The organism is Ammoniphilus soli (genome assembly GCF_040813775.1).
The window spans coordinates 83,006-107,362 of the sequence record NZ_JBEGDL010000003.1 but is presented as its reverse complement, the minus strand read 5'-3'; the positions used below and the strand labels follow the sequence as shown (position 1 = coordinate 107,362).

The 24,357-nt window shown below is 41.8% G+C and carries 33 protein-coding genes; 11 read left to right on the top strand and 22 right to left on the bottom strand.

All coding sequences use genetic code 11. The features are described 5' to 3' along the window. Window positions 1–278: 278 nt before the first annotated feature. Window positions 279–467, top strand: coding sequence for a hypothetical protein (locus ABLT31_RS08005; protein WP_367750498.1), 189 nt, complete (start codon window positions 279–281; stop codon window positions 465–467). Between the two features lie 143 nt (window positions 468–610). On the opposite strand, the gene ABLT31_RS08000 is transcribed toward ABLT31_RS08005, so the two are convergent. From ABLT31_RS08000 to ABLT31_RS07985, 4 genes are all read right to left on the bottom strand, one after another. Further along, on the bottom strand, window positions 611–1,261 hold the full coding sequence (locus tag ABLT31_RS08000; RefSeq protein ID WP_367750496.1) for a PspA/IM30 family protein: 651 nt from the start codon (window positions 1,259–1,261) through the stop codon (window positions 611–613). Window positions 1,262–1,283: 22 nt separating this feature from the next. Further along, window positions 1,284–1,541: a hypothetical protein gene (locus tag ABLT31_RS07995; RefSeq protein ID WP_367750494.1), complete on the bottom strand. Its 258-nt coding sequence runs from the start codon at window positions 1,539–1,541 to the stop codon at window positions 1,284–1,286. Between the two features lie 180 nt (window positions 1,542–1,721). Beyond that, window positions 1,722–2,036, bottom strand: a complete 315-nt coding sequence (locus ABLT31_RS07990) for a heavy metal-binding domain-containing protein (protein ID WP_367750492.1) — start codon at window positions 2,034–2,036, stop codon at window positions 1,722–1,724. Further along, on the bottom strand, window positions 2,017–2,223 hold the full coding sequence (locus ABLT31_RS07985) for a hypothetical protein (protein ID WP_367750490.1): 207 nt from the start codon (window positions 2,221–2,223) through the stop codon (window positions 2,017–2,019). Before ABLT31_RS07985 ends, ABLT31_RS07990 begins: the two co-directional genes overlap by 20 nt. A gap of 170 nt (window positions 2,224–2,393) precedes the next feature. On the opposite strand from ABLT31_RS07985, the gene ABLT31_RS07980 reads away from it, so the two are divergent. From ABLT31_RS07980 to phaC, 4 genes are all read left to right on the top strand, one after another. After that, window positions 2,394–2,717: a hypothetical protein gene (locus ABLT31_RS07980; protein ID WP_367750488.1), complete on the top strand. Its 324-nt coding sequence runs from the start codon at window positions 2,394–2,396 to the stop codon at window positions 2,715–2,717. 80 nt (window positions 2,718–2,797) lie between these two features. Beyond that, window positions 2,798–3,733: an aromatic acid exporter family protein gene (locus ABLT31_RS07975; RefSeq protein WP_367750486.1), complete on the top strand. Its 936-nt coding sequence runs from the start codon at window positions 2,798–2,800 to the stop codon at window positions 3,731–3,733. A 79-nt stretch (window positions 3,734–3,812) separates the two neighbouring features. Then, window positions 3,813–4,160 carry a hypothetical protein gene (locus tag ABLT31_RS07970; RefSeq protein WP_367750484.1) on the top strand — a complete coding sequence of 116 codons (348 nt, stop codon included), beginning with the start codon at window positions 3,813–3,815 and terminating at the stop codon, window positions 4,158–4,160. A 16-nt stretch (window positions 4,161–4,176) separates the two neighbouring features. Beyond that, a complete protein-coding gene (gene phaC, locus ABLT31_RS07965) occupies window positions 4,177–5,244 on the top strand; it encodes a class III poly(R)-hydroxyalkanoic acid synthase subunit PhaC (RefSeq protein ID WP_367750482.1) in 1,068 nt (355 codons plus the stop codon). 54 nt (window positions 5,245–5,298) lie between these two features. Here the strand turns inward: phaC and ABLT31_RS07960 are convergent, their stop codons facing one another. Next, window positions 5,299–6,252, bottom strand: coding sequence for a 3'-5' exoribonuclease YhaM family protein (locus ABLT31_RS07960; protein WP_367750480.1), 954 nt, complete (start codon window positions 6,250–6,252; stop codon window positions 5,299–5,301). A gap of 245 nt (window positions 6,253–6,497) precedes the next feature. On the opposite strand from ABLT31_RS07960, the gene ABLT31_RS07955 reads away from it, so the two are divergent. Further along, on the top strand, window positions 6,498–6,707 hold the full coding sequence (locus tag ABLT31_RS07955) for a glutaredoxin domain-containing protein (protein WP_367750478.1): 210 nt from the start codon (window positions 6,498–6,500) through the stop codon (window positions 6,705–6,707). A gap of 108 nt (window positions 6,708–6,815) precedes the next feature. Here ABLT31_RS07955 and ABLT31_RS07950 read toward each other — a convergent pair whose 3' ends face one another. From ABLT31_RS07950 to ABLT31_RS07940, 3 genes are all read right to left on the bottom strand, one after another. Then, the gene (locus ABLT31_RS07950) at window positions 6,816–6,980 is read right to left on the bottom strand and encodes a hypothetical protein (protein ID WP_367750476.1); all 165 of its coding nucleotides are present in this window, start codon (window positions 6,978–6,980) and stop codon (window positions 6,816–6,818) included. 106 nt (window positions 6,981–7,086) lie between these two features. After that, complete coding sequence (locus ABLT31_RS07945; protein ID WP_367750474.1) at window positions 7,087–7,221, bottom strand: hypothetical protein; 135 nt, start codon at window positions 7,219–7,221, stop codon at window positions 7,087–7,089. A gap of 172 nt (window positions 7,222–7,393) precedes the next feature. Next, complete coding sequence (locus ABLT31_RS07940; protein ID WP_367750472.1) at window positions 7,394–7,936, bottom strand: ribonuclease H-like YkuK family protein; 543 nt, start codon at window positions 7,934–7,936, stop codon at window positions 7,394–7,396. Between the two features lie 256 nt (window positions 7,937–8,192). Between ABLT31_RS07940 and ABLT31_RS07935 the strand changes: the two genes are divergently transcribed. Further along, window positions 8,193–8,684, top strand: coding sequence for a hypothetical protein (locus tag ABLT31_RS07935; RefSeq protein ID WP_367750470.1), 492 nt, complete (start codon window positions 8,193–8,195; stop codon window positions 8,682–8,684). 94 nt (window positions 8,685–8,778) lie between these two features. On the opposite strand, the gene ABLT31_RS07930 is transcribed toward ABLT31_RS07935, so the two are convergent. From ABLT31_RS07930 to ABLT31_RS07920, 3 genes are all read right to left on the bottom strand, one after another. Further along, a complete protein-coding gene (locus ABLT31_RS07930) occupies window positions 8,779–8,928 on the bottom strand; it encodes a hypothetical protein (RefSeq protein ID WP_367750467.1) in 150 nt (49 codons plus the stop codon). Window positions 8,929–9,055: 127 nt separating this feature from the next. Then, window positions 9,056–9,244: a hypothetical protein gene (locus ABLT31_RS07925; protein ID WP_367750465.1), complete on the bottom strand. Its 189-nt coding sequence runs from the start codon at window positions 9,242–9,244 to the stop codon at window positions 9,056–9,058. Between the two features lie 169 nt (window positions 9,245–9,413). Then, window positions 9,414–9,869, bottom strand: coding sequence for a hypothetical protein (locus tag ABLT31_RS07920; protein WP_367750463.1), 456 nt, complete (start codon window positions 9,867–9,869; stop codon window positions 9,414–9,416). 129 nt (window positions 9,870–9,998) lie between these two features. Between ABLT31_RS07920 and ABLT31_RS07915 the strand changes: the two genes are divergently transcribed. Continuing rightward, entirely contained in the window at window positions 9,999–10,154 is a 156-nt protein-coding gene (locus ABLT31_RS07915; protein WP_367750461.1) for a hypothetical protein, read from the top strand. On the opposite strand, the gene ABLT31_RS07910 is transcribed toward ABLT31_RS07915, so the two are convergent. From ABLT31_RS07910 to ABLT31_RS07890, 5 genes are all read right to left on the bottom strand, one after another. Then, window positions 10,151–10,429, bottom strand: a complete 279-nt coding sequence (locus ABLT31_RS07910) for a hypothetical protein (RefSeq protein ID WP_367750459.1) — start codon at window positions 10,427–10,429, stop codon at window positions 10,151–10,153. The two genes, ABLT31_RS07915 and ABLT31_RS07910, sit on opposite strands and share 4 nt — an antisense overlap. Window positions 10,430–10,591: 162 nt before the next feature. Continuing rightward, window positions 10,592–10,804: a DUF1540 domain-containing protein gene (locus ABLT31_RS07905; protein ID WP_367750456.1), complete on the bottom strand. Its 213-nt coding sequence runs from the start codon at window positions 10,802–10,804 to the stop codon at window positions 10,592–10,594. Between the two features lie 87 nt (window positions 10,805–10,891). Beyond that, window positions 10,892–12,757: a DUF342 domain-containing protein gene (locus tag ABLT31_RS07900; RefSeq protein WP_367750454.1), complete on the bottom strand. Its 1,866-nt coding sequence runs from the start codon at window positions 12,755–12,757 to the stop codon at window positions 10,892–10,894. Between the two features lie 32 nt (window positions 12,758–12,789). Next, window positions 12,790–13,989, bottom strand: coding sequence for a MalY/PatB family protein (locus ABLT31_RS07895; protein ID WP_367750452.1), 1,200 nt, complete (start codon window positions 13,987–13,989; stop codon window positions 12,790–12,792). A gap of 572 nt (window positions 13,990–14,561) precedes the next feature. Further along, entirely contained in the window at window positions 14,562–16,694 is a 2,133-nt protein-coding gene (locus ABLT31_RS07890) for a DNA topoisomerase III (protein ID WP_367750450.1), read from the bottom strand. Between the two features lie 158 nt (window positions 16,695–16,852). Between ABLT31_RS07890 and ABLT31_RS07885 the strand changes: the two genes are divergently transcribed. Beyond that, window positions 16,853–17,641: an HAD family hydrolase gene (locus ABLT31_RS07885; protein WP_367750448.1), complete on the top strand. Its 789-nt coding sequence runs from the start codon at window positions 16,853–16,855 to the stop codon at window positions 17,639–17,641. Between the two features lie 169 nt (window positions 17,642–17,810). Then, window positions 17,811–18,245 carry a hypothetical protein gene (locus ABLT31_RS07880; RefSeq protein WP_367750446.1) on the top strand — a complete coding sequence of 145 codons (435 nt, stop codon included), beginning with the start codon at window positions 17,811–17,813 and terminating at the stop codon, window positions 18,243–18,245. A 77-nt stretch (window positions 18,246–18,322) separates the two neighbouring features. Here ABLT31_RS07880 and ABLT31_RS07875 read toward each other — a convergent pair whose 3' ends face one another. From ABLT31_RS07875 to ABLT31_RS07860, 4 genes are all read right to left on the bottom strand, one after another. Further along, entirely contained in the window at window positions 18,323–19,234 is a 912-nt protein-coding gene (locus ABLT31_RS07875) for a DMT family transporter (protein WP_367750444.1), read from the bottom strand. A 161-nt stretch (window positions 19,235–19,395) separates the two neighbouring features. Then, entirely contained in the window at window positions 19,396–19,761 is a 366-nt protein-coding gene (locus ABLT31_RS07870) for a DUF1516 family protein (RefSeq protein WP_367750442.1), read from the bottom strand. 171 nt (window positions 19,762–19,932) lie between these two features. Beyond that, window positions 19,933–20,901, bottom strand: a complete 969-nt coding sequence (gene msrB, locus ABLT31_RS07865) for a peptide-methionine (R)-S-oxide reductase MsrB (RefSeq protein ID WP_367750440.1) — start codon at window positions 20,899–20,901, stop codon at window positions 19,933–19,935. A 115-nt stretch (window positions 20,902–21,016) separates the two neighbouring features. After that, complete coding sequence (locus tag ABLT31_RS07860) at window positions 21,017–21,937, bottom strand: STAS domain-containing protein (protein ID WP_367750438.1); 921 nt, start codon at window positions 21,935–21,937, stop codon at window positions 21,017–21,019. 978 nt (window positions 21,938–22,915) lie between these two features. Between ABLT31_RS07860 and ABLT31_RS07855 the strand changes: the two genes are divergently transcribed. Continuing rightward, the gene (locus tag ABLT31_RS07855; protein ID WP_367750436.1) at window positions 22,916–23,257 is read left to right on the top strand and encodes a hypothetical protein; all 342 of its coding nucleotides are present in this window, start codon (window positions 22,916–22,918) and stop codon (window positions 23,255–23,257) included. Window positions 23,258–23,313: 56 nt separating this feature from the next. On the opposite strand, the gene ABLT31_RS07850 is transcribed toward ABLT31_RS07855, so the two are convergent. Beyond that, a complete protein-coding gene (locus ABLT31_RS07850; RefSeq protein ID WP_367750434.1) occupies window positions 23,314–23,577 on the bottom strand; it encodes a stage VI sporulation protein F in 264 nt (87 codons plus the stop codon). Window positions 23,578–23,680: 103 nt separating this feature from the next. After that, window positions 23,681–24,229: a hypothetical protein gene (locus ABLT31_RS07845; protein WP_367750432.1), complete on the bottom strand. Its 549-nt coding sequence runs from the start codon at window positions 24,227–24,229 to the stop codon at window positions 23,681–23,683. Window positions 24,230–24,357 lie beyond the last annotated feature (128 nt).

Sequence of the window (24,357 nt, the reverse complement as noted above, 5' to 3'; positions counted from 1 at the left end):
TTCAAAAATGAAAAAAATTATTAGGGGATAGTTGGAAAAAGTCTACTTATCATCGATAAAACGATCCAGAAACGGAGTCATTATCGTGATTAGTGAGTAGATTTTCCAACTATTTCATATGAAGTCTCATAAATTTTATTGTAAGTGGAGATTTTCCAATTGTTCTATTGGCTCCGCTTAAAACTTAACTACTCTTGAGATATCCTTTGCTTTGAATGTTTTTGGACAAACTAGGGAAAATACTCCTAAATGAGAAAAACAGTTGAGGAGGGATTCATATGAAAAATAAAGAGGGTCCAAAAGGGAATTTTCCATCTGCCATGGAAGATATGGGAATCGTAGAAGAAATGGGCAGTATGGAAGGAGCTACGGCAGGCGATGAGCCGCCGATGGTGGAAATCACCCGCCGCGAACCATGGGAAACCACGGATGTGATGGCACAGAGCGAAGTTAGGGAAAACAGCTAGTTGCCATCTGTATTTTGCTTTAATTGATGACCTGCCCCGATAGGGTTTTTATCTGTCATGTTCTGGATTAGTTGTTCTAAGAAAAAGCTGACCCCGAAAGTCGGTTTATATCGACCTTTAGGGACAGCTTCGGCTTATTGAACTTACTTTTGTTTTTGCTTCATTTTTTCCAGCTCGGATTCGATATGCTCATTATGCTTAGCTGTATACTCCGGGTCATAGAACTTGCGCATTTGTTCGCTTACTGCGGCACTGACCTCCATAGCAAGAATTCTTTCTTCCATCTTGGCAAATCCTCTGGCAGCTGATTCAAGCTGGATGGGAGATAGCGCGTCATGCACCCGTTTGCTTATTTTAGCGGCATTTGCCCGAACAATGAGACCGGATCTCTTGTTCTTCATTGAGTAATACTTGTCCTTAAGTTCCTGAAGCTGTTGTCTGAGTTTCTGGTTTTGTTCAACCAACAAGATATGATTATTGCGATACTGCTCAGCTTTTTCTTCAGCTAGTTGCTTATCATAAATAGCTTGGCGGGCCATGTCGTCCTGTCCATGGTCTACAGCTAACTGAGCTTGTCTTTCGCGCTTCTCGATTCTTTGCAGCGTTTCATCCAGCAGCATTTTAGTTTTTTTCTCTTGGGCCAGTTGACTGGCTAGGGTGAGCTCAGCATGCGAAATCTCTTCTTCCATATCTCGCAGATACTGGTTTAGCATCATGATCGGATCCTCGACATGGTCCAGCATTTCGTTTACAGTAGCTTTTGTGATGTCCTTCACTCTTCTGAAAATACTCATAGCAATTCCTCCCTAATATGAATTAAGCCTTGTTTAGTTTTTGTTCCCATTCGTCCAAAGGGTCAATATCCTTGAACCGCGATACGGCATCAGGTGCTGCTTCAGAAAATGGATCCACTTCCCGATTGCCATTGATCATGCTCCAGCCTTTATGAATCAGAAAGGCAGCAATTCCGAATGGTATGAGGAACCCCAAATTGAGCAAGCCAAGCAACATAACTCCCCCAATAATGATCAAGGCATACCCTCTTTTGCTAGAGCGTTGTTCCCGCTTTTTCATGTTTTCACTCCTTGGCTTAATGTTTTAGCTCTTTATGGTTCTATCTTACCTTTTCATAAGAATGGCCATAACTGGCGTCAGATTGATCTTGCGTCCATCTGAAGTCGGAGAAGGAGGTCCGGCTAGGGGCAAAAAAAGACTGAACTCCCCTCTAATGGGAGCTCAGTCTTTTAAATGTGCCTATTCAACTTTAACCGCAGTGCCATAGGCAATAATCTCAGCCGCCCCTGCAATGACAGCAGAGCTGTGAAGACGAAAACCAATGATCGCATTTGCGCCTTTGCTCTCCGCTTCCTGGACCATTCTTCCGATTGCAATCTGACGAGCTGTATCCATCATTTCTGTATATTCTTTGATTTCTCCACCCACAAGGGTTTTTAATCCGGCAAGAATATCCTTTCCTACATGCTTAGCCTGTATCGTACTTCCCTTCACATACCCTATAAGGCCTTTGATCTCTTTCCCCGGAATGAACTCAGTAGTCACGATAATCATCGTTATCCTCCTCTTTCTTTTCTTTCCTTCTCTCCCGGATCAGCATACCGATTATGGTAATCAAGGTTATGGCATACCCGGCGAGTAACCAGTACGTGACTGAAATATTAATCCAAATAAAAATAACAGCAGAAAGCTGAAAGAAAACGACTAAACCTATTAGAGTTAGCTTAAGTTGAGAACTCATATACACCAGCCTGCAGATCGTATTTTCTTTCATTTTAACTAAACCTGGAAAAAAAGTGAAATCTTTAATTTAGGCGCATGCCAAAAGCACTAATTCCCTGTATTCGAGTCACTGCGTTCTAATACGAGCCATACTCTAAAACAGAATGGAATTCAGGAGGTGGTTTTTCAATGATTGAGAAAGCCATTCGAGAGATCCAAGCAGCACAGGAACTAGCTTACCAAACGGAAAAGAAATATTTTGAAATCATGGCACTCATGGTAGATGCCAAAATCCAACTCGTGTCAAAAAAATCCAAGCTCTTGCGAGAAGGAAAACTCACAGCTAAAAAAGAAGATCAAGCCGAGATGCAGCTATTGCAGTATGCGAAGAAGGAGTATTTAGCCGTAAAGGAATTAGAGAAATCGATGTATCTGGCCGAGGCAGAATATCGTTCAGCAAAACGCGCTTGGGCGTCTTGGCAAGCCATATGCCTTTTGCAAAGCGGGCTATAATAGAGGTTGAAAATTTGGATGGGTAAGAGCAAAATAAACTTAAAATGGCATCAGTTATGTCTAGTAGAAGGAGAAACTTTATGTTTACTATCGGATTTCGCACCTTAAAAACAGCATTGGGAACTGGATTGTCTCTTCTTCTTGCCCAAGGCCTAGGCCTGCAATATTTTGTTTCCGCAGGAATTTTGACCATTCTATGCATTCAACCGACAAAGAAAAGATCCATATCTACAGCTTTGGCCCGGGTTGCCGCATGTCTCATAGGACTAGGAACCGGTGCTGTGTTATTTACCATCGTTGGGTATCACGGGCTTAGTATCGTTTTATTATTCCTTCTGCTTATTCCGATGCTGGTCCGATTAAAGCTTCAGGAAAATATCGTGACGAGTGCAGTTGTTATCTTTCATCTCTATCTTGAACAGCAGTTCAGTATTGATTTTTTCTGGAATGAGCTTCAACTTATCGCCATTGGAGTGGGAGTAGCACTTCTGATGAATTTATACATGCCGAGTAAAGAAAAGAAGCTAAAAGAGTATCAGGAACAAATTGACCGGAATATTCAAGTTATTCTAAGAGAGTTGGCTGATTTTACAAGGAACGGAGATACCCTTTGGACCGGTAAAGAATTTGTGGATACAGCGGCTTTGCTGGAAGAGGCAAAAAACTTATCCCTGCAGACGATAGAAAATCACCTCTTGCGGAAACAGGATCAACATTACCGGTACTTTAAAATGAGGGAGCGCCAATTTGAGCGGTTGGAACGCATGCTCCCTATTGTATCATCAATCGATATTCAGGTGCGTCAGGGTATCCACATCAGTGAACTGTTCGATTATCTTAGTACACAGCTGCATGGGAATTCGCGACAAACCCTAGAGCACTTGCACCAGGTGCGTGACTTGTTCAAAGGAATGAAGCTGCCCCAAACAAGAGAAGAATTTGAAGCCAGGGCTTCCCTTTACGCCCTCTTAATAGAACTAGAGCAATTTATCCTAATCCAGCTTGAATTGGAATAATGCCTCTTCGAGGAAAATAGAATGATCACATAAGTGTTGTAGACATATAGAGAATAGATTAAGGGAAAGGGGTGTAAGAATGGATAATCAAATCAATCCTTTTCAATTCTGGAAGCAAATCTATGATTATGCCGAACAAAATTACAGTGAGACAATCCAAAAAAATATGCAGGAGGAGGCATTCGCCTCTTGGATTGGGGCCTGTCAGCAATGGTACTTATTTTGTCAGGATATGCAGAACAAATCTCTTGAGCAGTTCTTTCAATTGACGAAGCTGGCAGGAAAGGAGGATTTGGCTCAGGTTTCTTCCCTTGTTATTCAATTAGAAGAAAAAGTGGAAGCGCTCGATGAGAAGATCGATGATGAACTACTTGCAGAGTTAAGGCTGATTCGGGAGACTCTTAAGCAAATCAAAGGAACAGCTTAAAAAAGGGGGGATAGACATGGATTCGGCCGTTTCAGTCCTCAACATGAAAGAATGGGAAGACCAGTGGAAAAGCATAGCCCGCATTAGTGAACTCCACTTCAAAGAAGGTAAACCCGAGGTGGGCTTGACACCCAAAGAAGTGGTTTGGAAAAAGAATAAAACGAAACTGTATCGCTATGCTCCTGACCTTGAAAAACGCTATTCCGTTCCTCTGCTCCTTATCTATGCCTTAATTAATAAACCTTACATCATGGACCTGGCCCCTGGGAACAGTTTGATTGAATATCTTGTAGAGCAAGGATATGATGTGTTTCTTTTGGACTGGGGAGAATTCGGTCACGAGGATAAGAATCTGGGCTTCGATGATATTGTATTTGATTACGTTGCCAAAGCGGCAAAAAAAGTAAAAAAATTAACAGGGTCGGATGAAATCTCATTATTGGGTTATTGCATGGGGGGGACGATTACCTCCATGTATGCGGCACTCCATCCTTCTGCTCAGATACGAAACATCATTTTCATGGCGACTCCCATTGATTTTTCTGATGCTGGGTTGTTCACCAAATGGTTGGACGAACGGTACTTCCCAATCGATAAATTGGTCGATACATTAGGACTTATACCTGCAGATCTTATCGATTTAGGCAATAAGCTGCTCAAGCCGATTACTAATTTCTATGGTCCCTCTATAAGTCTGATCGATAAGGCACACGATGAAAAATTCGTCACGCGATGGCGTTTAATGAATACATGGGTCAGTGATGGAACTCCGTTTCCAGGTGAAGCCTATAGGCAGTGGATTAAGGAATTCTATCAACAGAATAACTTAATCAAAGGCGAATTGTACCTAAGGGGACGGAAAGTGGAATTAGGCCGGATCAAATCCAATATTCTGAATGTCATTGCTAAACAAGATCACATTGCTCTTCCTTGCCAAAGCCATGCAGTAGTTGATGTCGTGGGGAGCAAAGATATCACAACAACAGTTGTCAACGCCGGTCATATTTCCTTAGTATTCGGCCGGAGCGCAAACCGTGAGACCTATCCGACCATTCATCGTTGGCTTCATGAAAGGTCAAATTAGCAAAAAGAATTTCCAAAGAAAAGGACCGCCCACCTTTGGTAAGGCGGTCTTCCTCTATTCCTCGTCCCAGGCTAAGCGGTAAACCCTTCCCCCTTCAATGGCCCTAAGGGAAGTCACGCAATCTTCTGAGCTCTCGCTCAAGGCATCTTCGACTGCTTGCAAACGGGAATCCATCAGGTCAATCTGGGCAAGTGCAATGGCCTCCGGAAGTTGAGGAAGAACAGGACTGCCATATTCCAGCTTTCCATGATGGGATAAGACTAGGTGCTGAAGCGAAACAATAACCGGATCATGGAGATCGATAGAGAAGTTCATCGCTGCCTCGCAGATCCAGTTGTTAACAATAGAGATATGTCCCAACAAGTTCCCTCTTACCGTATATTCCGTTACAATCCCTTGCTCTCCTCCTTCAAACTCTTCAATTTTGCATAAGTCATGAAGGAGGATTCCCGATTTTAACAGGTCAGCATTGAGAAAGGGGCGTTGTTTGATTAGAAAATCAGCTAGCTCAAGCATTCTTACAATGTGGTAGGCCAAGCCGGCATAATAGGCATGATGTACGGATTTACCTGCAGGATAAGACATAAGCTGTTCTCTTACTCTCCCTACGCAGTATTCCACTACACTCTTCACTTTTGAATTGCGAAGTCCAGCGACTGTATGATCAATGATGGCTAAAAGGTCTGCCGGAGGAACAGGTGCTGTCTTGACAAAATCAGACACCACTTGCCCATCTTCCTCCTTAGCGGGGCGAATCCGTGTCACTTTGGCTTGAAGTTTTTCTCGATAAAGCGATACCGTTCCTTGCACCTTGACTACCATTCCCGAAAAATAGGTTTCCTTGTCCAAATCTGAAATATCCCAAAACTTCAAGGGCATTTCTCCAGTTGTGTCGGCAATAATGAGATCCAAATAATATCTTTGATCTGCCGTTTGCTTGAGTGTGGCATTCTTTAATAAATAGAATCCAATGAACTCATTGCGGTCGGCCATATCCTTAATCAGCATAGATTGTTCCTTTCTTCTGCATTAATATCTACTGTTATTACTTTATCACGGTTTGATCTGCATTTGGAATCACTTTATGCTGCTAGATTACAAGATAATCACATTAAAAAATAGTTTAATAGTCTTTATTATTTATATATTTCATGTTACTATGTATTTGGTATACAAAGCACCTAAAGGAGGCGTCTAAAATGGATAAAAAAATTACAGTATGGAGTTCCTATACCTGAAAAGCTTGCGATAATGTGAAGGAGTTCCTTCACCAAAACGGTTTTTCCTATGAAAATCGCGATATGAAAAAAGATGATTCTCTTCGCGATATCATTGAAGCGAAGTATGGAACGAGAAAGGCACCGGTCGTTGAGGTTGGTGACGATGTCGTGGTTGGCGGAGGACAATGGACGGAAGAAAATTGGACTCAGTTAAAGAATTTGCTTCAATTGCAAAATTCCTAGAATCCTTATGTTACATTTACGACTAATAGTCAGGAAAAAGGGTTGTCCCTTCATCATGGGGACAACCCTTTTTAGTTTATTAAAGGTGATAAGGGGAATCTGTCCCCATTACTTTGTTTTATCTTTATACGTAACAAGGATCATTAAATCCTCATTACTGCCAGAAGTACAAATGTCGATAATATCTTGGCCGGAATTCGTCTCAAGCCATTGCCTAAACTCCGATAAATAACGAAATTTTACAACATGGATGCGTTCCGTCGCTTGGTTCATTCCTTCCCCCCTAATAAAAATTAGTCCTAATTCAATAAATGAATGGTAAGGGGATTTTATGACATCAAAAGTAAAATCCCCCTTGCAAGGGGGATGAACTATCTAATTATTGCTCAGGACAATCTGCAAAAATATAAAGATTCCATTCCTCAGTATCTTCAGCTTGTATCAATTGCCCACAATGCTTGCATTTCATACTTATAAACGGGGCTTCAAATTCTTGCCATTCATGACGATTCATTCTATCGCCCTCCCTTATTCATGGTATGCACTTGTGCGAAGATTTATGACTAATGGTTAATTGTTTGATTTATCTAAATATATTTTAGAATATTATTGGCTTTTAGTCAAAGAGAAACTTTTCAAAAAATAGCGAATAGACCGTTGGCAAGGTAACAACGGTCTAATGTAATTTAACCTAATTTGGTATAGTAATTGGCATAATGTGAAGCAACAAAGGAATAAGGTTTAATTTTGGCTTCATATCCAGTCGACTCGATAACCTTCATCATTTCATCAACAAAAATACTGGTTTTATTTTTTTTGCCAAGTCCAATATCGAGGTGACATTCTTTCATTAAGATTGCACCGGGAAAAGGAGAAATGATATCCAGCATTTGCTTCTCCTTATCCTCATCAAAATAAGCAGCAACGCTTTGGGTTAATTCTGTCTCTTTGGTTATCTTCTCCTTTAGCTCCATTTGACCGCTTTCTTTTTGCTTTCTATAGCAAGCCCATACTCCTTTTCCCATTCTTTGAATTACTATCCCTGTCACAAAGGTTGTATGCTTTCGATAAACTTGGGAGTCTGTCCCGATCATGAAACGGAACTCTCCATGGGGATCATGTGACATGAATCGCAGGACCCTCTGAAAAACCATTTCAAGTGGCATATTTTTTTCAGTCGTATTCTGGAAGCTGAAATCATGAACGGTTAAATGCTTTGCTAGCCTCATCTGCACTCACCTTCATTTCTTTTGCTTTGGGTGTGAAGCAAAAATACATCCTACACTGATTTCTATTGAGGGTGTTTTGTTTTTTTTAGTTGGTTGTATCTATAATCTAACCTAAACGAAAAACCAATATGATTCCGACTAATTATAAATCCATTCCTGCTCACCCCAAAAAATCCACATCCAGCAATAAGACATCTCGCCAACAGCCATGATTTGCTTTAAAATGGGACATAATAAAACAAATGAGGTGAATGGATTGATCAATTTGTTATCCTTTTCTGATAAGTTTAAACAGGCTAGTACCGAAGAAGAAATGGCGGAGCTAAAAGACATCATTCAAAGCCAGGGCTATGCTTTTGTGAATGATTGGATCATTCAGCTAAAAAAAGAATTAGAACAGGCGGATGAAGAACAACTTATCCAATTGGAAAAAAGCCTTAAGTTGGCAGAGGCCATTTTACCGGAACCCCAGAAGCTTAGTCCGCTTTGGGAGGATGTTTGGTCCGAAATGCATTTTGTCCTTCAAGAAAAAAAGTCAGTTTTTCAGAGAGTTCCAAGTGGTGAACAAGCTGGAGAATGGCAACTTCTATTCAATAATCCCTTCAGTACGGAGGGAATTGTACTTCATCCAGACCTCTCCTTTGCAGAAGCAGCATACCGTTTTGCGCAATATCGCAAGGATTTGGCAAAAAATGAATACATATCTCTTCAGAAGGTTTTTCGCTACATTACAGAAGCTGGCGAATAATTGTGTCCCTTTTAAATTCTATTTAAGCAACAACATGATATATTCTAAAGAATCAAAAAAGAGTGTCCCGTCGGTGGACACTCTAGCTTTTTTGTTATTCTTTTGTCCACCCGGAGTATACAGCATCCAGATCCTCATAGGTTACCATGATAGTAGCCTTCTTAACTTCCTTCATCAGGACGGAAATAACATCCTCTTCTCCGTACTCAGCTAGTAACGCTTTCATTTTTTCGTCTAGATTCAAGATTGCACCTCCACTATAGTTTCTTGAATTGTAAATATATTTTACCATGTTTGAAATGTTAACGGAACCTTATTTTTTTATTTATACAGATAAATCCTCACATGGCTTAGATCGCCATAGATATTTACTACGCAACATCACAATTGAAATATTCATCACGGAACTGGTTGAAAAATAAAAATACATCAATGAGATAGTCTGATACGGAAACATTCTCTTGCCGAGTGAGCTGACAGTACCATTGATCATTATTTACATCGACTACAATGGCATGTTGGCCTGTTTTATTAAGGATAATCTCTTTCACTTTAGACATGCGGTTACCCTCCTCTATCCCAAGTCTTAGCTAGCCGTTGTTAAGCTTTATAATATAATCATACAATAATGTTTGTTTTTTGAAAATATTAAATTCTCTTCAAAATAAAATAAGCCTCTTCGAACTTTTTACTTCGAAGAAGCTGTTATGATAATAAGCTATATTAGAGTCAGTGCCGTTCCCGTCCTCTTGTCCAAATCCTACGTATAAACAAAATGAAAAGTGAAATGAGGATCAAGTCTACAAACAACCCTAGAAATGTAAAGTGCCCCATCCCGCCAAATAAGGGCCCAAAGAACATACTGCCCAAAAAAGCACCAGCCATAAAACCGCCAAGGCCACCAAGAAATCCTCCTGTCCTTCTAGGAGCATTGTAACGGGCAGGCGGCGTTGTCCTTACAGGAGTTTGGTAGCCTGGCGCTGGACGATAAGACCTTCGACCGGAGCGATATCTGGCTATTTCAGTGGTGGATTCTCCTTTGGCTCCAAGAACGGGCGGCCTGTCAGGCGAAATCGTTTCCTGCAAGAAAAAGGAGGAGGATAGGGAATTCCCCACAGCCCCTGCACTGGAAAGGAAAGCTAGGAGGCCAACCGCGAGAATCGCAATTTTGAATCCATATTTCATGTTTATTCCTCCATTTAGATCCTTTTAGGTTAACATTCCCCTTCCCTTAGAAGGATAGTTTAGCAATTGATGGATCGGAATGAAGTCTGAAAACATCGGTTATTATAAAATCAGAAAGGTGGGAAGAAGATGGATGAGCAGGACAAAGAATTGAACCGAACAGAAATAGGCAGGAAGGTCATTGAAGCAAACATCCTTGCTGATCACAATGCCGAGACCGTAGCGATAAATCAAAATCCTGAAGTGGGAAGCGAGAATGATCGTATTGAAAAAAAGGGCCTTTAGCCCCTTTTTTCTTTAGTCGCTTCCTTTACGCTTTCTTTCCAACTGGAGTGGATAAAGTCAACAAAAGCAGCTGCGTTAGGGTATAGAGATTTTAAATCCTCAAGGGAGAAACGGACATGAGCCTGGTGACCAGGAAGTTGGATAACAAATAAAAAACCTTCCTCCTCTAAAGAGTATCCTACCGGAAATTCTAATCGCTCCGCCAAGCCCTGCCGGATACTTTTTGCTATTTCCTCTTGACTCTCATACATAATCCAAGGTTTATCTAATAACATGACTCCCCGCAACCTTCCTCTTAAAAATTCCGTGCATTGTGATGAATAATGTACTACAAATTCCTAAAGAAGGAAAGAGAATATCAAAAAGTTATGTAACGAAAAATAGAAAGAAGTCGCTAAAAGTACCACTTTCATACTTATTAGGACTTCTTAGGATTTTTATTTTTTTGGCTTAAAGGTACGGCAGCAAGTAGCTGCAGAGGTTGGCGCGTGATCTTGATGCTCTGTATCAATCCCTAATTCATTTCCCATTTCAGCATTGTAATCGGCGTGCTGATCAAGATCAACCATAATCGCAGGCGCTTGGCAATTGTTTCCTTTACCCCAGTAGGAGCAATTAGCAACTGAGCATTTGACTTCGATGTTTGGCATGTGGCTACACCTCCGAAGCTTATTATAAGCGAAAGGGTGCCTTTTCATGTGAACTAGGGATAGAAATTGCTGGAGAAAGCGCTAGTCCTACTCATCACCATTATCCTTATTTCCGCTTTCTAGTACCAGTGTGTTGTTCCGAATTAAAGCTTTTACGCTCGAATGCCATTCTGTAATTTCTTTGCAATGTCTGCCAATGCAGATTCGAGTTTCCATCAAGCTCTCTGCTAATATCCGGTAGCCGGCTGTCAGCTGTGTCCTCCCGCTTCCCTCTCCGCCAACAGCCATAGCGGAGATGCTTCCTTCCGCTATGATTACTCCTCCCCGGCATACAGAATGCTGGTCATAGAAGACCGCATTACCTTCAGTATAGAGATCGCTTTGTATCATTCCTTCTTTTTTTATTCGAATATCCCCAGTCGCTTTCAGGAGAGAATGCTGGCACTGCCTTAACTCAATGGGCGATTTCTTTTCCTCATACGTGCGTATCTTTTGTCTTGCATCATCCATAAAGGAGTATAAATCATATAGCTCTTCTAGAGACTGGATTGACTGTATGTTCTGCGGCTTTATGAAGCTTTCCAGTTTGACGCGAAGCTCGGTGAAATCATGTTCTGTGTTCATTTTTACAGAATGAACTAAGCTAATTAGTTCATGGAAAAGACCAGGAAGATGGGAAAACTTTTGGTCCATGAGCGTAACTAATAGTCTGCCCATCCGCACAGTTTGCCGGTTGTCATGAAGGTGTTTGTTGAGTAGTTCTGCAGCCTCTATAAACAAAGAGACTTGTTCGCTCAACTTTTTAAGCTCCATATATAGGCGGCTATGGTCCACCCCGTACATTCCCGAATATAATCGACTGGTAATCACATTGCCCTGGACATGTATTCCCCCTGTGGCAGAGATGGTAGCATGATAAACGTGGCCAGAGACAAATACCTTCCCCAGTGCTTCCACGAGCATCCCATCCATTACGTCGCCATAGATTACCACATCTCCGATAAAAATGATGTGCCCAGTATTCATATCGACGTTTCCTTGAACTATATATGAAGTGGATACATCAAAAAATTTGATGGAATCTCCTAGCATGCGGGGGCGCCCGTCCTTGAGAGCGTAGACCTCCCCCGGTTCCCTAATCTCGACATGCTGCCTGGCAGCGATCACAACATCTTTTGCTGGACTGGGTGGAATGATCTGGCCGTAAACATTTCTGCCAGGGGTTCCTTCCCCTTTCTCGCGCTTTTTTGCCATCAGTTCACCTGCTCGTATCATAGGGATATGAAGATGCTGGCGATAGTCAACCTTGCCATCCTTCTCCGTTAGATAAGTCTGTTCTTCTAATGCAAAATACAGCTCCAAGTCGGCATCTTTTCCAGCTATAGGTTCCAGGCCATATGCGATTAGAACAGGTTTCGGAATGGGGTCTTCTATAGCCGCTAAAATGGCTTTTTGGTCAATATGACCAGAGATCCCCAGTCTTTCCAGTTGATCCAAAATCATGGAGATCTCTAAGGTTTCCAATACGTTATCCGTATCCCGCTCCGCCTTAATCTGTGCATGGTGTGCAGGCGGATGCTGCATGAGCTTCCAGCCGTAGCGCTTGTTGTCGTTTACACGGAGATAAGCCCTCATTTTATCTTTCGAAACCTCGATGGAAAACAGAGGGGGCTCGTCCATTTTCCATTGCACCTGATCGAGAGAGGATACACGAACCGGCAGGCTAATTCGGCTTTTGTTAATGAAAAGAATAAGAGGTTCAATTCCTTCAATGATAGGGTATTTTCCGCCTTGTGAGGGATCCGTTATTTTCACTGAACCATTTTCAATTTGTATCGTTCCGTCCATCGGTCTTGGCGGAAGCGGGTAATCTAATTCGTCTTTTTGCTTCCAATCACTAACAGTGAATCGTTTCATTAGCCGCTTTAGTTCTTTTGTGATCCTCTCTGGCATAGTGATCCCTCACTTTCAACCGAAACATCTCATTATTGCTGATTTTTCGCCTGGTTAAGAAATATTCTAACGGCCTTTTCAAACTTGTTTAAACCTTCCTCTAATGTCGATCTGGGGCATGCAATATTCATTCTGAGGAAACCTTCCCCATTACTTCCGAATGTAGAGCCTTCATTGAAGGCAACCTTGGCATGCTGATACATTAGCTCTTTTAACTGCTTTCCGTTTAAGCCTAAATTCCGACAATCTAACCAAACGAGATAGGTCCCCTCTGGTTTTATGACAGAAATTTCAGGAAGGTGTTCGGTAAAGTGTTCCATGGCGTATTCCAAGTTAGAGTAAAGATAGTCCATTAACTCATCTAGCCACTCTTCCCCTTCGGTATAAGCCGCTTCCACTGCGGCTAGTCCAAAGCAGCTTTCCATATGCAGAGACAAGGTGGAAAGTCGTTCGTTATATTGTTTTCGGTTGCTTGCATCTGGAATGATCACGTTTGAAGCATGGATTCCCGCAATATTAAAGGTTTTTGTAGGAGCAACGCAGGTAATCGAGTTCTTGGCAAATTCATCAGAAAGGGAAGCAAAAGGAATATGCTGAAACCCTTTAAAGATCAAGTCACAATGAATTTCATCAGAGATAATAAAAACGCCATGCTTTAAGCTAAGTTCGCCAATCTTCATTAGCTCTTCTTTTTTCCATACTCTTCCTACCGGATTATGTGGATTACAAAGAAGCATTACTTTTGTGTCAGGATCCATCATCAACTCTTCCAAACCTATAAAATCGATCGAATAGTAATTATCCTTTAACAGAAGAGGGTTTTCCACGAGTGTTCGGCCGTTGCGGGTAACCACACCGTGAAATGGGGGATAAACGGGTGTTTGGATAATCACCTTTTCTCCCGGCTTGGTCAACTGGGTCACCAAAAGGCTAAGAGCAGTTACCACCCCAGGAGAGGTCGTAATCCATTCTTTCTTAATAGACCAATGATGTCTTTTGCTCATCCAGGAAGTAATGGCGTTATAATAAGATTCAGGCCTGATGGTATATCCGTAAACCCCATGATCGACTCGCTTTCGCAAGGCTTCGATAACGGCAGGTGGCGCAGAGAAGTCCATGTCTGCTACCCACATAGGAAGAATGTCCTGATCCCCAAAAAGTTTATCTGACTGGTCCCATTTGTACGAATAGGTATTGCGTCTGTTTATGATCTTTTCAAAATTATGCTTCATAAGCTTCCTCCTTCTTTTCCTTAGTGTGTATAAAAATCTCTTTTCTAAAGATAATAAGATAAGCATCGATGCTACTGGTGTGGCCCCTCTCAGGAACTTAACCCCTGAATGAGGGGTTTCTCCGCTTCCAGCTGTTACATGAAATCATAAAAGCCCGGAGAAAGTTCCCCGGGTAGAAATTTCAATACTTTGATCGTAACAAATTCCTTTTTGACTGACAATACATTCCATCTAAAGCTTTGAAATTACGGCAGTAAGGATCATTATTGTGATCCCTATGATAAAATAATAGAGGGCCCAGTCTTTCCAAAAACTAGAAGATCTATAGTTTTTATATCTTCCAAATGATTTGGTGACCAGATAGGCCACAACACCTAAGAACAAAAGAAAAAGAATTCCCTTTAGAAAAATCCCTACGAATAGACCTATAATAACTCCCATTGCGATCCCTTTCCAGGAATCAGATGGCATTTCTTCACCCCCGCTGCTCACTTGGTAATTCTTATGTCACCGGGGAAGAATATATGAGAGGCCAATCCATTGCATGACAGATTGGCCTTTTTCGGATAACGTTAAGATGGGTTATCCTTGTTATCCAGGGCTGCTTTCAGCGCATCTGCTAGACTGTTGCCCAATTCCTCCTGGCGGCTGTACTTTTTAAGCAGAGAGCGTTCTTCCCGTTTATTGGTTTTTGTTTTGCCCCCTTTTTGATCCTCCAGCATCTCAACGACATTACATGGTTTACATTGAGCGAACTTCCCAGCTTTCCCTGTTCGCAGCTCCATTTTTTTGCGGCATTGCGGACAGCGCTTGTTGAGCAGCGGATTTTCAGCAGCGCGCCGGTAGCCGCATTCACGATTAGGGCAGACTAGGTTTTTTCCTCTTTTCGTCTTTACTTCCAGCAGATTTTCCTTACATTCCGGACATTTTGAGCCTGTAAGGTTATGTGGCTTATACTCGGTTTGACTGCGATTGATGTCTTTTACGAGTTGGCCGGCCTGATTGCGTATCTCTTGGAGGAATTCCTTAGGATCCCCTGCTCCTTTCGCAATCAGTTCCAATTCAGTCTCCCATTTTGCCGTCAAATCCGGTGAACGAAGCTCATTGGCGACCAGTTCGGCAAGCTGTAAGCCTTTCTGTGTGGGAAACAAGCGGTTAGCTTGACGTTCTATTGTTTCCGTCTGTAAAAGCTTTTCAATGATGTCTGCACGGGTAGCAGGGGTCCCGAGCTTATGTTTTTCCATTTTTGTGAGAAGCTCGGCCTCCGTATAGTGCCCGGGAGGTTCAGTCAAGCCCTTGCGCAGATCAATCTTTTGGACATGCATTGTGTTCCCTTTAGTCAAGTCTGGCAGGCTCTGTTCCGATGAATCTTCTTCTTTCGCTTGTTCAGTTTTTCCTTCGGGTCCGTAAACTTCCTTCCAGCCAAGATCTCTGACGATTCTTCCCGTCGCGAAAAATGGTTCTCCCCCTATTAATACTTCCACCTTGATTTGATCATAACGGTAAGCGGAATAGAAAACGGAGATAAAGCGGCGAGCAATGAGGTCATAGAGCTTTCTTTCATCTGCACTCAAATCGCCGAGGTGCAAGGGCTGATCTGTAGGAATAATGGCATGGTGATCTGTTACCTTACTGTCATCAATCAGTCTTTTAGAGATGTTCAGCTCTTTTTTTAACAAGGGACGAACAAGCGGTCCATAAGGACCTACGCAGATACTCGACAATCGTCCTTTTAATGTGTCTTTCATGTCAGAGGATAGATATCTGGAGTCTGTTCTCGGATAAGTGACCAATTTATGCTGCTCATAAAGTTTTTGCAAAACATTGGACGTTTGCTTGGCTGAAAATCCATAACGGCGGTTTGCATCCCGTTGCAGCTCTGTCAAATCGTAAGCTAATGGATGGGGTTCCTGCTTTTCCTCTTTTTTAATGTTGGCTACTTCAGCTTGATGGCCTTTTACTTTTGATTCGACCGATAGGGCGCTATCCTCTTGAAATATTCTGCTTTCTTTCTTATGGGAGCGCCAAATCGCTTGAAATGTCTCAAGGTCAGCATGTACGGTCCAAAAAGGAACAGGCTTGAAGTTTTTGATTTCTTTTTCTCGCTCCACTAACATGCAAAGGGTAGGTGTCTGTACCCTCCCTGCTGCTAATGGGGTATTGTATTTCGCCGTCAGGGCGCGTGTCACGTTAAGTCCGATGAGCCAGTCCGCCTCTGCCCTGCACACTGCAGACTGAAATAAAGGATAGTAGTCAGAACCCGGTCTCAACTTGCTGAATCCTTCTTTTATCGCTTTGTCTGTTTGGGAGGAGATCCAAAGCCGCTTGACTGGTTTTTTCCACCTGAGCATTTCCATGATCCAGCGTGCAACCAGCTCCCCTTCTCGCCCGGCATCCGTTGCTATGATCAGCTCCTTAAGATCAGAACGTTTAACAAGCTGAGAAATTGCCCGATACTGATGAGAGGTTTCTTTCATCACTTTCAGTTTCATGTCGGCAGGTAAAATCGGGAGATCCTCCAACTTCCATGTTTTATATTTTGGATCATAGTCCTCTGGTTCGGCGAGCGTTACGAGATGACCCATTGCCCAAGTGACAACATAGTTTGGTCCCTCTATATAATGTTTATTTTTCTGTTGGCATCCAAGCACTCTGGCAATTTCCCTGCCTACACTGGGCTTTTCTGCTAATACTAATGATTTCATGTGCTTCTCCTTCTCGTGGAATTCCAATCTTATAGTACACAAGTTTGGATAAGATTGCGAATCCTATAATAAAGTGGCTAAGAAAAAATAAAAGTTAACCACTTCGGTAAAAACATGTTAAAATAATATAAAAATTTTATGAACACAAGGAGCTCGAGATGATTAAAGCTGTTTTATTTGACTTGGATGACACTTTATTGTGGGACGACCGTAGCGTAAAAGAGGCATTTGAGGCCACTTGCCGCTTAGCTAAGGAAAAATATAACGTAGACCCTGCTAAGCTTGAGGAGTCTGTGCGCAGCGAAGCCCGTGCGCTTTACACTTCTTATGAGACGTACCCGTTTACTACGATGATTGGCATCAATCCGTTTGAAGGTCTATGGGCCAACTTCCTGGAAGGTGAAGATGTTCAGTTTCGCAAGCTGCAAGAGCTTGCCCCTGCCTATCGGAGGGAATCATGGACAAGGGGGCTGAAAGCCTTGGGGATTGATGATCCAGAGTTCGGTCAGCTGTTGGCTGAAACGTTCCCTGCAGAAAGAAGAAAGCGGCCTTATGTTTACGAGGAAACCTTTGAAGTGCTGCAACAGCTTAAGGGAAAGGTTCAACTGCTGTTATTAACGAATGGTTCTCCTGATTTGCAACAAGAAAAATTAGCAGGTGTGCCAGATATCGCACCTTATTTTGATCACATTGTCATCTCGGGCAATTTCGGAAAAGGAAAGCCGGATCCTGCCCTGTTCCATTATGCCCTCGGCCTCTTAAGCGTAACTAGCGATGAAGCTGTTATGGTTGGGGACAAGCTTACCACAGATATTCTTGGCTCCTCTCGTGTGGGAATGAAATCCGTTTGGATAAACAGACACGGTATGGAGCGAAACAATGAGATAGTACCGGACTACGAGATTAAGAATTTAAACGAGTTGTTCCCGATCATCGAAAGCCTATAGAAAAACCTAGACTCCCGTTATTAGCTGTGAGCAACACCGTTTTTTGCAGCATTAGCAGGAGTTTTTCTTTTAGGGGAGAAATTTTTTTGATAAGAATTGAAACTTTTTTCGTTGGTTGTCCGTAGAATAGCATTAGAGATTGTACATCATTCTAAGGAGGAACTGTTTCATGTTTAAGAAATTACTCGCAGTTTTCATGGCATTCGCTCTTATTTTTACACCAGGCGGATTATTTGATCATCAAGAAGCTGATGCCAAAAGATCCTATAAGTCTGGAACGAAGTCGTTTACCCCTACCAAAAACGACTCCCAGATGAATTCAACGACTAACAATCCATCTTCTAACTCTACAACCACTCCAGCGAAGAGCCCAACTGCAACCACCACTGCAAGTAAAGGCGGCTTTATGAAGGGCATGCTGTTCGGTGGACTGGCCGGTTTAATGCTTGGTAGTCTATTCGGCGATTTAGGCGTTCTAGGAGCCATTCTCGGTCTATTGATTAACATTATTGCTGTTGCGGCTGTGGTAATGATTATCCGCAAGGTTTACCTATATTTCAAAAATCAGCGAAACACAAGAAATTTCCAGGATTCGAGAAGATAGCATGAAAAAAGGAACCAATAAGGTTCCTTTTTTCATTCCCAGTCGGAATGATTACTTCGCTGTCATTCCAACTTCTCTTATGAGGCGCTCCTCTTTTTCAATTCAATCGCAACAGTTTTCTCTGAGCTTTGAAGCGTGAATAACAGAACTCCCCCAATGACGAGTCCAGACCCCAGTAACTGCGTCATGCTCATGGTTTCTCCAAGAAGGAAATAAGCAAAAATGGCTGTAAAGATCGGATTGAAGTTCAGGAACATGCCGGATTTGGTTCCTCCCACCTTTTGCACTCCAAGGTTCCAAAATAACATCGCGACTACTGTAGCCCCTATGCTGACGTAAAGAACCGCTATCCAGAAAGAAGCATCCCCATCAGCAATTCTAAATGTCGGGAGGTTAAAAGGAAATAAAATGAAGACCCCAAATATTCCGGACCAAAGCGTGGACATGAGCGCGGAAGTGTATTCCATCGCTTTCCTGCCGGCTACTGAATAAGCTCCCCAAGATGCAACTGCGGCTAACATAAATAAATCTCCATGATTCAACTCGAACTGGATGATCCGGGCCCATTCCCCTTTGGAGATCACTACTAAAACCCCGACAATCGAAATGACCATCCCTAGAACCTTTCGGACACTCATCTTTTCCCCCAATAGGAGAAAGGACGCGGTCGCAATGGCTACAGGATTTAGCGCTGAGAGCAGCCCTGCATTATTGGATGAGGTCCGTTCAAGGGCAAGGAACATAAAGATATTAAAGAGGACGACACCTGTTAAGCCCATAAGGAACAAATAAAGGAGCGAGCGTTTGTCTGGCAGTAATCTTTTTTCTTTCGCCCAAACAAGCGGGAGCAAAAAAACGACAGCAATCATCCATCTCAAATCTGTAAGGGTCAGTGCTGAGGCATGATCTACCATATATTTTCCCGCTACGAAATTCCCTGCCCAAAGCATACTCGTAACTAATAATAAACCAAAAAAAATAATAGGCATGGCGATTGTCCCCTAATTATACAATTTTTCAATATATGCGACCATAATACATGCCTATGGGTTCAAAGTCTATATTCAAACGTCCAAATAAACATCTTTCGAACTACAAATAGAAAAAAAGAGTGCAATACGAATGAGCACTCTTTCCTTTCTTCCAGCTATTAAATAGAAATAACATTAAAACCCATTAAGAGGACGATAGGCAAAACGCCTGCAAAAGGAATCCACAGCGGTTTTGTTTCCTTTCCCTTTTTGCTTCTTACAAGTATCATTTCCATAAGAGAGATCAGGATAAAAGCTAAAATCCCTTTTATTACAAAGTTTAAGGAAAAGTTAAATCCGATCAGCATCCCAAAGCCTGTTACGACCATAATCACAAAAAACAATCTGAGGATCATGTGGGTGATTTTTTGGGCCTTCATGTTCCGCTTCTTTAACATGATATAACTAATGGCAAATAATAAGATGGTGAAAAACCATGAGCCTGCATGGGAATGAGAAAAAGCAGTCATAACCTCCGGTGACATCTGTGACAACCTCCATAAGATAATTTGTATTTACACTTTATTCATAGTGAATACATACTTATTATAATAAAAAGCTAGCCATAGTAACAAATAGATTATGAATTTTTCATGACAAAAGAATAGAGAAACCTCACCATTTATTTAGTGAGGTTTACATAAAGTATTTTACGTTTATTTGTTTTCGAAAAGATGCAAATAGCCGGGATAACCTTCCTCTTTCAAACGATTCTTAGGGATAAAACGCAAGGCTGCAGAATTAATGCAATAGCGTAAGCCTGTCGGTTGCGGACCGTCTTCAAAAACATGACCCAGATGGGAATCGGCTTTCTTGCTCCTTACTTCCGTACGCACCATATTATGGCTTACATCTAATTCTTGTTTAATCTGTTCTTCATCAATCGGCCGGGTAAAGCTTGGCCAACCGCACCCAGAATCAAATTTGTCCAATGAACTGAATAATGGTTCACCAGAGATGATATCCACATAAAGTCCTTCTTCCTTATTGTTCCAATATTCGTTTCTAAAGGGGGGTTCTGTCCCATTGTTTTGTGTCACTTCATATTGAAGTGGGGTTAAGGTCTTCTTTAAGAGTTCATCTCGCTGCTGATCCTTCCAATGCCTTTTCAAAAAGGTATCTCGACCCGATCCTTGACGATAAAGTTTATAGCGAAAAGGATTTTTATTGTGATAGCCTTGATGGTAATCTTCTGCCGGATAAAAGGGAGCTGCCGGTAGAATGGGCGTAACCACTTCTTTGGCAAATCGCCCGCTTTCTTGCAGTTCCCTTTTGGATTTTTCCGCAAGCTGCTTCTGTTCTTCAGTATGGCAGAAGATAGCCGTTCGATAAGATTCGCCGCGATCATGAAACTGTCCTCCCGCATCCGTGGGATCAATTTGGCGCCAAAATATTTCCAGCAATTGTCTATACGGAAAGATCTGGGGATCAAACGTGATCTGAACGGCCTCATAATGGCCCGTTGTATCAGAGCATACTTCTTTGTACGTTGGGTTTTCCTTAAAGCCTCCAGTGTAGCCGGAGATCACTTGAATGATTCCTGGTTGCTCCTCAAATGGCGATACCATGCACCAAAAGCATCCCCCAGCAAAGGTTGCTAATTCATAAGAGGTTGATTCCTTCATTTTTTCATCACCTTCTTGCCTAGTATTGTGTCTAGATTCCCCCTTATTTTACCACATCTTCTTCTATGTTTTATAAAGGCCGGTAAGCGCACAGAAAAAGCACCTATTGAGGCGCTTATCCCTTGTTCCGTATTTTTCGTCCTGTGTGAAAGCGATTTCTAGTCCCCTCCTTTTTCTCTTCAGTTTGTAAAAAGTGAAGGGATTCAATCGCTTGCTTGATCGTCGATTTGGAATTTATTCTCTCCGTAATATCCATTCCCTGCTGGACCATTAATTTGGCCACATCGGGCTTAATCCCTGTAACAATGGTATCACAACCTAGAAGCTTAAGTCCTTGAATAAGCTTCAATAGTTCGTGTACGACCATGCGATCAATAAAATTTGCCGCTGTCAGGTCCATGATCAAATGTTTAATCTTAAGCTGATTCACGTGATGGAAGGTCTGGTCCATGATTTTGCTGCTCCGCGCATGATCTAAGGTCCCTATAATTGTAAGTACGCTGGCTTCATCGGTAATGGGGATCATAGGGACGGATAATTCATCAACCGTAATCCGCTGATATTTAATGAGCTCGTTTTTTTGTGCAACATAATCTGAGGCAAAGTGGAAAATGACCATGTCAATGGCATTATTATAATAACGTTCCCATTCAAATACTTCGTCCGCTGAGATATCATTCTTGGAATGATAGAGATAATGTTTCAGGGTTTGCCAGAATATATGCCGAAATTCAGTAAATAGCTCTAGGCTATAATGAATGGGGAAATCCGTTTTCGCCCGTTTCCGCCCTATTTCTTGTGCCCATTGGATAAGTTCATGTTCCTCGATCCCAGGCATGTCTTTTCCGATGATGAGCAGTAAACTCTCAAAGCTCTCCTGCAAGCTGCTAGGAGTCGCCTTTGAGCTTTGGAAGAATTTATTTTTTCCTCCCGTGTGGCCCCACTCTTTAATAATAAGTGACAAATTTTGTTCGATAAACTGGTTTAGGTTATTGCCTTTTATATAAATGAAATCCATTGTCGAATTGTTATTCATAGCCACAAACCCCTCGTCTATGAAGTAGATGAATTAAGCGTTTGCATTAATTATACTGGTAATTTGTGTTGAAATCTATTTATTTTTCAAAAAAAAAACGACACATATAACACAGAAAAAGGACCAACTCGTATGAGCTGGTCCTTTTTCTTACCGTACGAAATAAAACTTCATCGAGTTATCATCCTTATTTCACTATCCTTATATGCTCAATGAAGTTTTTTATGTATAAGCTATATATGATATAAAAAGTGGCTCGTTAACGATACGGATAGAATGGATGGCCAACGAGCCCAATAAAAATTTCACGAGGATTTGAAACAAAGGTTAGGAACCATAAACACGACATTGAACTAAAATGAGGAAATAAGTTATGGTTCATATACTGAAAGTATATACTATCGTATACAGTGAGTCTACAAGAAAAAAATAGAAAACTTTTGTGAATTTATCTTAGGGATTTGTTCCTGCTTGAAAGAAAAGTAGAAATAATAAATCTCCCTTTGAGAATATGATTCTTTTAAAATAAGAGACCCTACTATTGGTAAGGGTCTCTTATTTTATCTGTTTGCAAAATCTAGGGAGACCAGTAATGACGATTGGAACTCATTTCTCCCTCTCCCTTTTTGGCATCTAGATTTCCCGCCAACACTTAATAAAACAAGCCAGGACGCGAAATAATGACGAGCAGGATAAATAGGACCAGAATAAACGCCAGACCTCCAACTATAGGAGCACCAACAGCACCCATTGAAATTCCTCCTTTTCGATATTCTAATATAGCGTATGGCTTGAACTCGGCGGCGGTTTGGACGGATGCCTAGCAGATAGAAAGTTGGGCGGTCATAAATAGTGAATTTCTATATTCTCTCGTACCTTCTTTAGGCTGTTGACATAATCTAATTAAGAGTATAGGAAAAAGGAGTGATCGATTTGATTTGGGACAAAAACCAGCCTCAAATGCCCCCCCACTATCACATGAACTTTCAAAATCCTTATTTGCCTCCACGGCCAAATCTTCCCACCCAGCAACTGCCCGGACAAAGTTCTGCTGGATTGCCGAATTTATCCATGAAGAATATTCAAGCTATCATTGACCGGATGGGCGGTATCGATGGTTTAGTCAAAATGGCGGGGGAAATTCAAAAGCTTTATCAAACGGCCCAACCGATTATCAATCTTATGGCGGGGTTGCTTGCCAAACCGAAGGGAGATACAGAATCCAGCTTCGCTGCCAGCGCCCCCGCAAAAAAGCCGAGAAAAAAGAAAAGTACAAAGAAGTCGCGGCCAAAAGGTAAAACCAGACGAAAAGCAAGATAAAATGGAAGGAACCATAACGATTGTTATGGTTCCTTTCTTTGCTGAATGCATCTGTCTTACTTCTTTTCCATTTTTTTCGCGATATCCGTAAGTTGATTCTTTGAGACGCCTGATTTAAGTAAGGATGAAATCAAGCCTAACGCTGAACCCCCTTTGGCAATATTTTTAAAATCCTTAACAAATCGGTCGATTTCCTCTTCTGAGAAGTTCTTGCCAGCTTCTTTAGAAGCCGCCTTAATGACCTTTTTTAATGTCTTTTCGTCTGTCAGTTTGTCTGGGGGAACGCTTTGTACGAGCTTAATGATGGTATTGATATCCATCCTGCCCTCTCCTTTCTCCAATGTTCATTAGTGACTTTATATCTTATGTCCGGAACAGCAAAATGGGAAAGGGAAATACTATATATTTTAATTTATTGACTCATCAGAGAACATTTTTCAGCAAGGACTGAACAGCTGGATTCTCTAAAAGCTTAAGTACTTGATTTATATTTGGACCAGCTGCCTGATTGGGTCTTGTGGGCTGCTGCCGTTGTTGCGTGTTATGATCCCAGGGAAACAACGATTTAAAGGCAGGGTGCTGTAAGATGTTTAGCATTTGGTTTAACTCCCCCAATATGGGAGGTTGTTGAGGAGGGGAAGCCACAGATTCCTTTTTCTTCTCTTGTTTGAATAAAGAATGAATCGTTGATTCCTTCATCATTTCCTGGATATCGGATTTGCCGGGGTACCATGGGTTGCTGATGCGAGAACTTTGTTTTGGGATGGAATCCGGATTATACGGCGTATAACCCACTTTCTTTTTATTCGAAATTCTCGGTTTGGAGCGTATGCGAGTGCACGAGTTGTTCAAATGCTTCATATCTTTTCGTGTATCCTGAAGCATCATCCGTATATTTTTTAGGGAGGATTCCAACCGATCCAGTCTCTTAGCGGAAGAGGGGCTTACTTTGTGCTTTCTTTTTTTTGCCACATCCATCACCTCCTGTTGCTTGCGCTGAATAGACTAAGCCTCACTATTCATCTTCATTTTACTATACGTTCCAGTGATTTTGCTTGCATGTACCCTAGCCTACATTCTTTTGCAAAGCAATAAATAGG

Bases quoted from the DNA above. Each gene is read 5' to 3' on its own strand.
- ABLT31_RS07855 (WP_367750436.1), top strand. From the start codon at position 22,916: ATGAACTTTCAAAATCCTTATTTGCCTCCACGGCCAAATCTTCCCACC.
- ABLT31_RS07880 (WP_367750446.1), top strand. From the start codon at position 17,811: ATGTTTAAGAAATTACTCGCAGTTTTCATGGCATTCGCTCTTATTTTT.
- ABLT31_RS07915 (WP_367750461.1), top strand. From the start codon at position 9,999: ATGGATGAGCAGGACAAAGAATTGAACCGAACAGAAATAGGCAGGAAG.
- ABLT31_RS07860 (WP_367750438.1), bottom strand. From the start codon at position 21,937: ATGAATAACAATTCGACAATGGATTTCATTTATATAAAAGGCAATAAC.
- ABLT31_RS07940 (WP_367750472.1), bottom strand. From the start codon at position 7,936: ATGAGGCTAGCAAAGCATTTAACCGTTCATGATTTCAGCTTCCAGAAT.
- ABLT31_RS07960 (WP_367750480.1), bottom strand. From the start codon at position 6,252: ATGCTGATTAAGGATATGGCCGACCGCAATGAGTTCATTGGATTCTAT.
- ABLT31_RS07925 (WP_367750465.1), bottom strand. From the start codon at position 9,244: ATGTCTAAAGTGAAAGAGATTATCCTTAATAAAACAGGCCAACATGCC.
- ABLT31_RS07850 (WP_367750434.1), bottom strand. From the start codon at position 23,577: ATGGATATCAATACCATCATTAAGCTCGTACAAAGCGTTCCCCCAGAC.
- ABLT31_RS07885 (WP_367750448.1), top strand. From the start codon at position 16,853: ATGATTAAAGCTGTTTTATTTGACTTGGATGACACTTTATTGTGGGAC.
- ABLT31_RS07945 (WP_367750474.1), bottom strand. From the start codon at position 7,221: ATGAATCGTCATGAATGGCAAGAATTTGAAGCCCCGTTTATAAGTATG.
- ABLT31_RS07895 (WP_367750452.1), bottom strand. From the start codon at position 13,989: ATGAAGCATAATTTTGAAAAGATCATAAACAGACGCAATACCTATTCG.
- ABLT31_RS07980 (WP_367750488.1), top strand. From the start codon at position 2,394: ATGATTGAGAAAGCCATTCGAGAGATCCAAGCAGCACAGGAACTAGCT.
- ABLT31_RS07870 (WP_367750442.1), bottom strand. From the start codon at position 19,761: ATGTCACCGGAGGTTATGACTGCTTTTTCTCATTCCCATGCAGGCTCA.
- ABLT31_RS08000 (WP_367750496.1), bottom strand. From the start codon at position 1,261: ATGAGTATTTTCAGAAGAGTGAAGGACATCACAAAAGCTACTGTAAAC.
- ABLT31_RS07900 (WP_367750454.1), bottom strand. From the start codon at position 12,757: ATGCCAGAGAGGATCACAAAAGAACTAAAGCGGCTAATGAAACGATTC.
- ABLT31_RS07875 (WP_367750444.1), bottom strand. From the start codon at position 19,234: ATGCCTATTATTTTTTTTGGTTTATTATTAGTTACGAGTATGCTTTGG.
- msrB (WP_367750440.1), bottom strand. From the start codon at position 20,901: ATGAAGGAATCAACCTCTTATGAATTAGCAACCTTTGCTGGGGGATGC.
- ABLT31_RS07920 (WP_367750463.1), bottom strand. From the start codon at position 9,869: ATGAAATATGGATTCAAAATTGCGATTCTCGCGGTTGGCCTCCTAGCT.
- ABLT31_RS07995 (WP_367750494.1), bottom strand. From the start codon at position 1,541: ATGAAAAAGCGGGAACAACGCTCTAGCAAAAGAGGGTATGCCTTGATC.
- phaC (WP_367750482.1), top strand. From the start codon at position 4,177: ATGGATTCGGCCGTTTCAGTCCTCAACATGAAAGAATGGGAAGACCAG.
- ABLT31_RS07990 (WP_367750492.1), bottom strand. From the start codon at position 2,036: ATGATTATCGTGACTACTGAGTTCATTCCGGGGAAAGAGATCAAAGGC.
- ABLT31_RS07970 (WP_367750484.1), top strand. From the start codon at position 3,813: ATGGATAATCAAATCAATCCTTTTCAATTCTGGAAGCAAATCTATGAT.
- ABLT31_RS07975 (WP_367750486.1), top strand. From the start codon at position 2,798: ATGTTTACTATCGGATTTCGCACCTTAAAAACAGCATTGGGAACTGGA.
- ABLT31_RS08005 (WP_367750498.1), top strand. From the start codon at position 279: ATGAAAAATAAAGAGGGTCCAAAAGGGAATTTTCCATCTGCCATGGAA.
- ABLT31_RS07905 (WP_367750456.1), bottom strand. From the start codon at position 10,804: ATGCCAAACATCGAAGTCAAATGCTCAGTTGCTAATTGCTCCTACTGG.
- ABLT31_RS07985 (WP_367750490.1), bottom strand. From the start codon at position 2,223: ATGAGTTCTCAACTTAAGCTAACTCTAATAGGTTTAGTCGTTTTCTTT.
- ABLT31_RS07890 (WP_367750450.1), bottom strand. From the start codon at position 16,694: ATGAAATCATTAGTATTAGCAGAAAAGCCCAGTGTAGGCAGGGAAATT.
- ABLT31_RS07950 (WP_367750476.1), bottom strand. From the start codon at position 6,980: ATGAACCAAGCGACGGAACGCATCCATGTTGTAAAATTTCGTTATTTA.
- ABLT31_RS07910 (WP_367750459.1), bottom strand. From the start codon at position 10,429: ATGTTATTAGATAAACCTTGGATTATGTATGAGAGTCAAGAGGAAATA.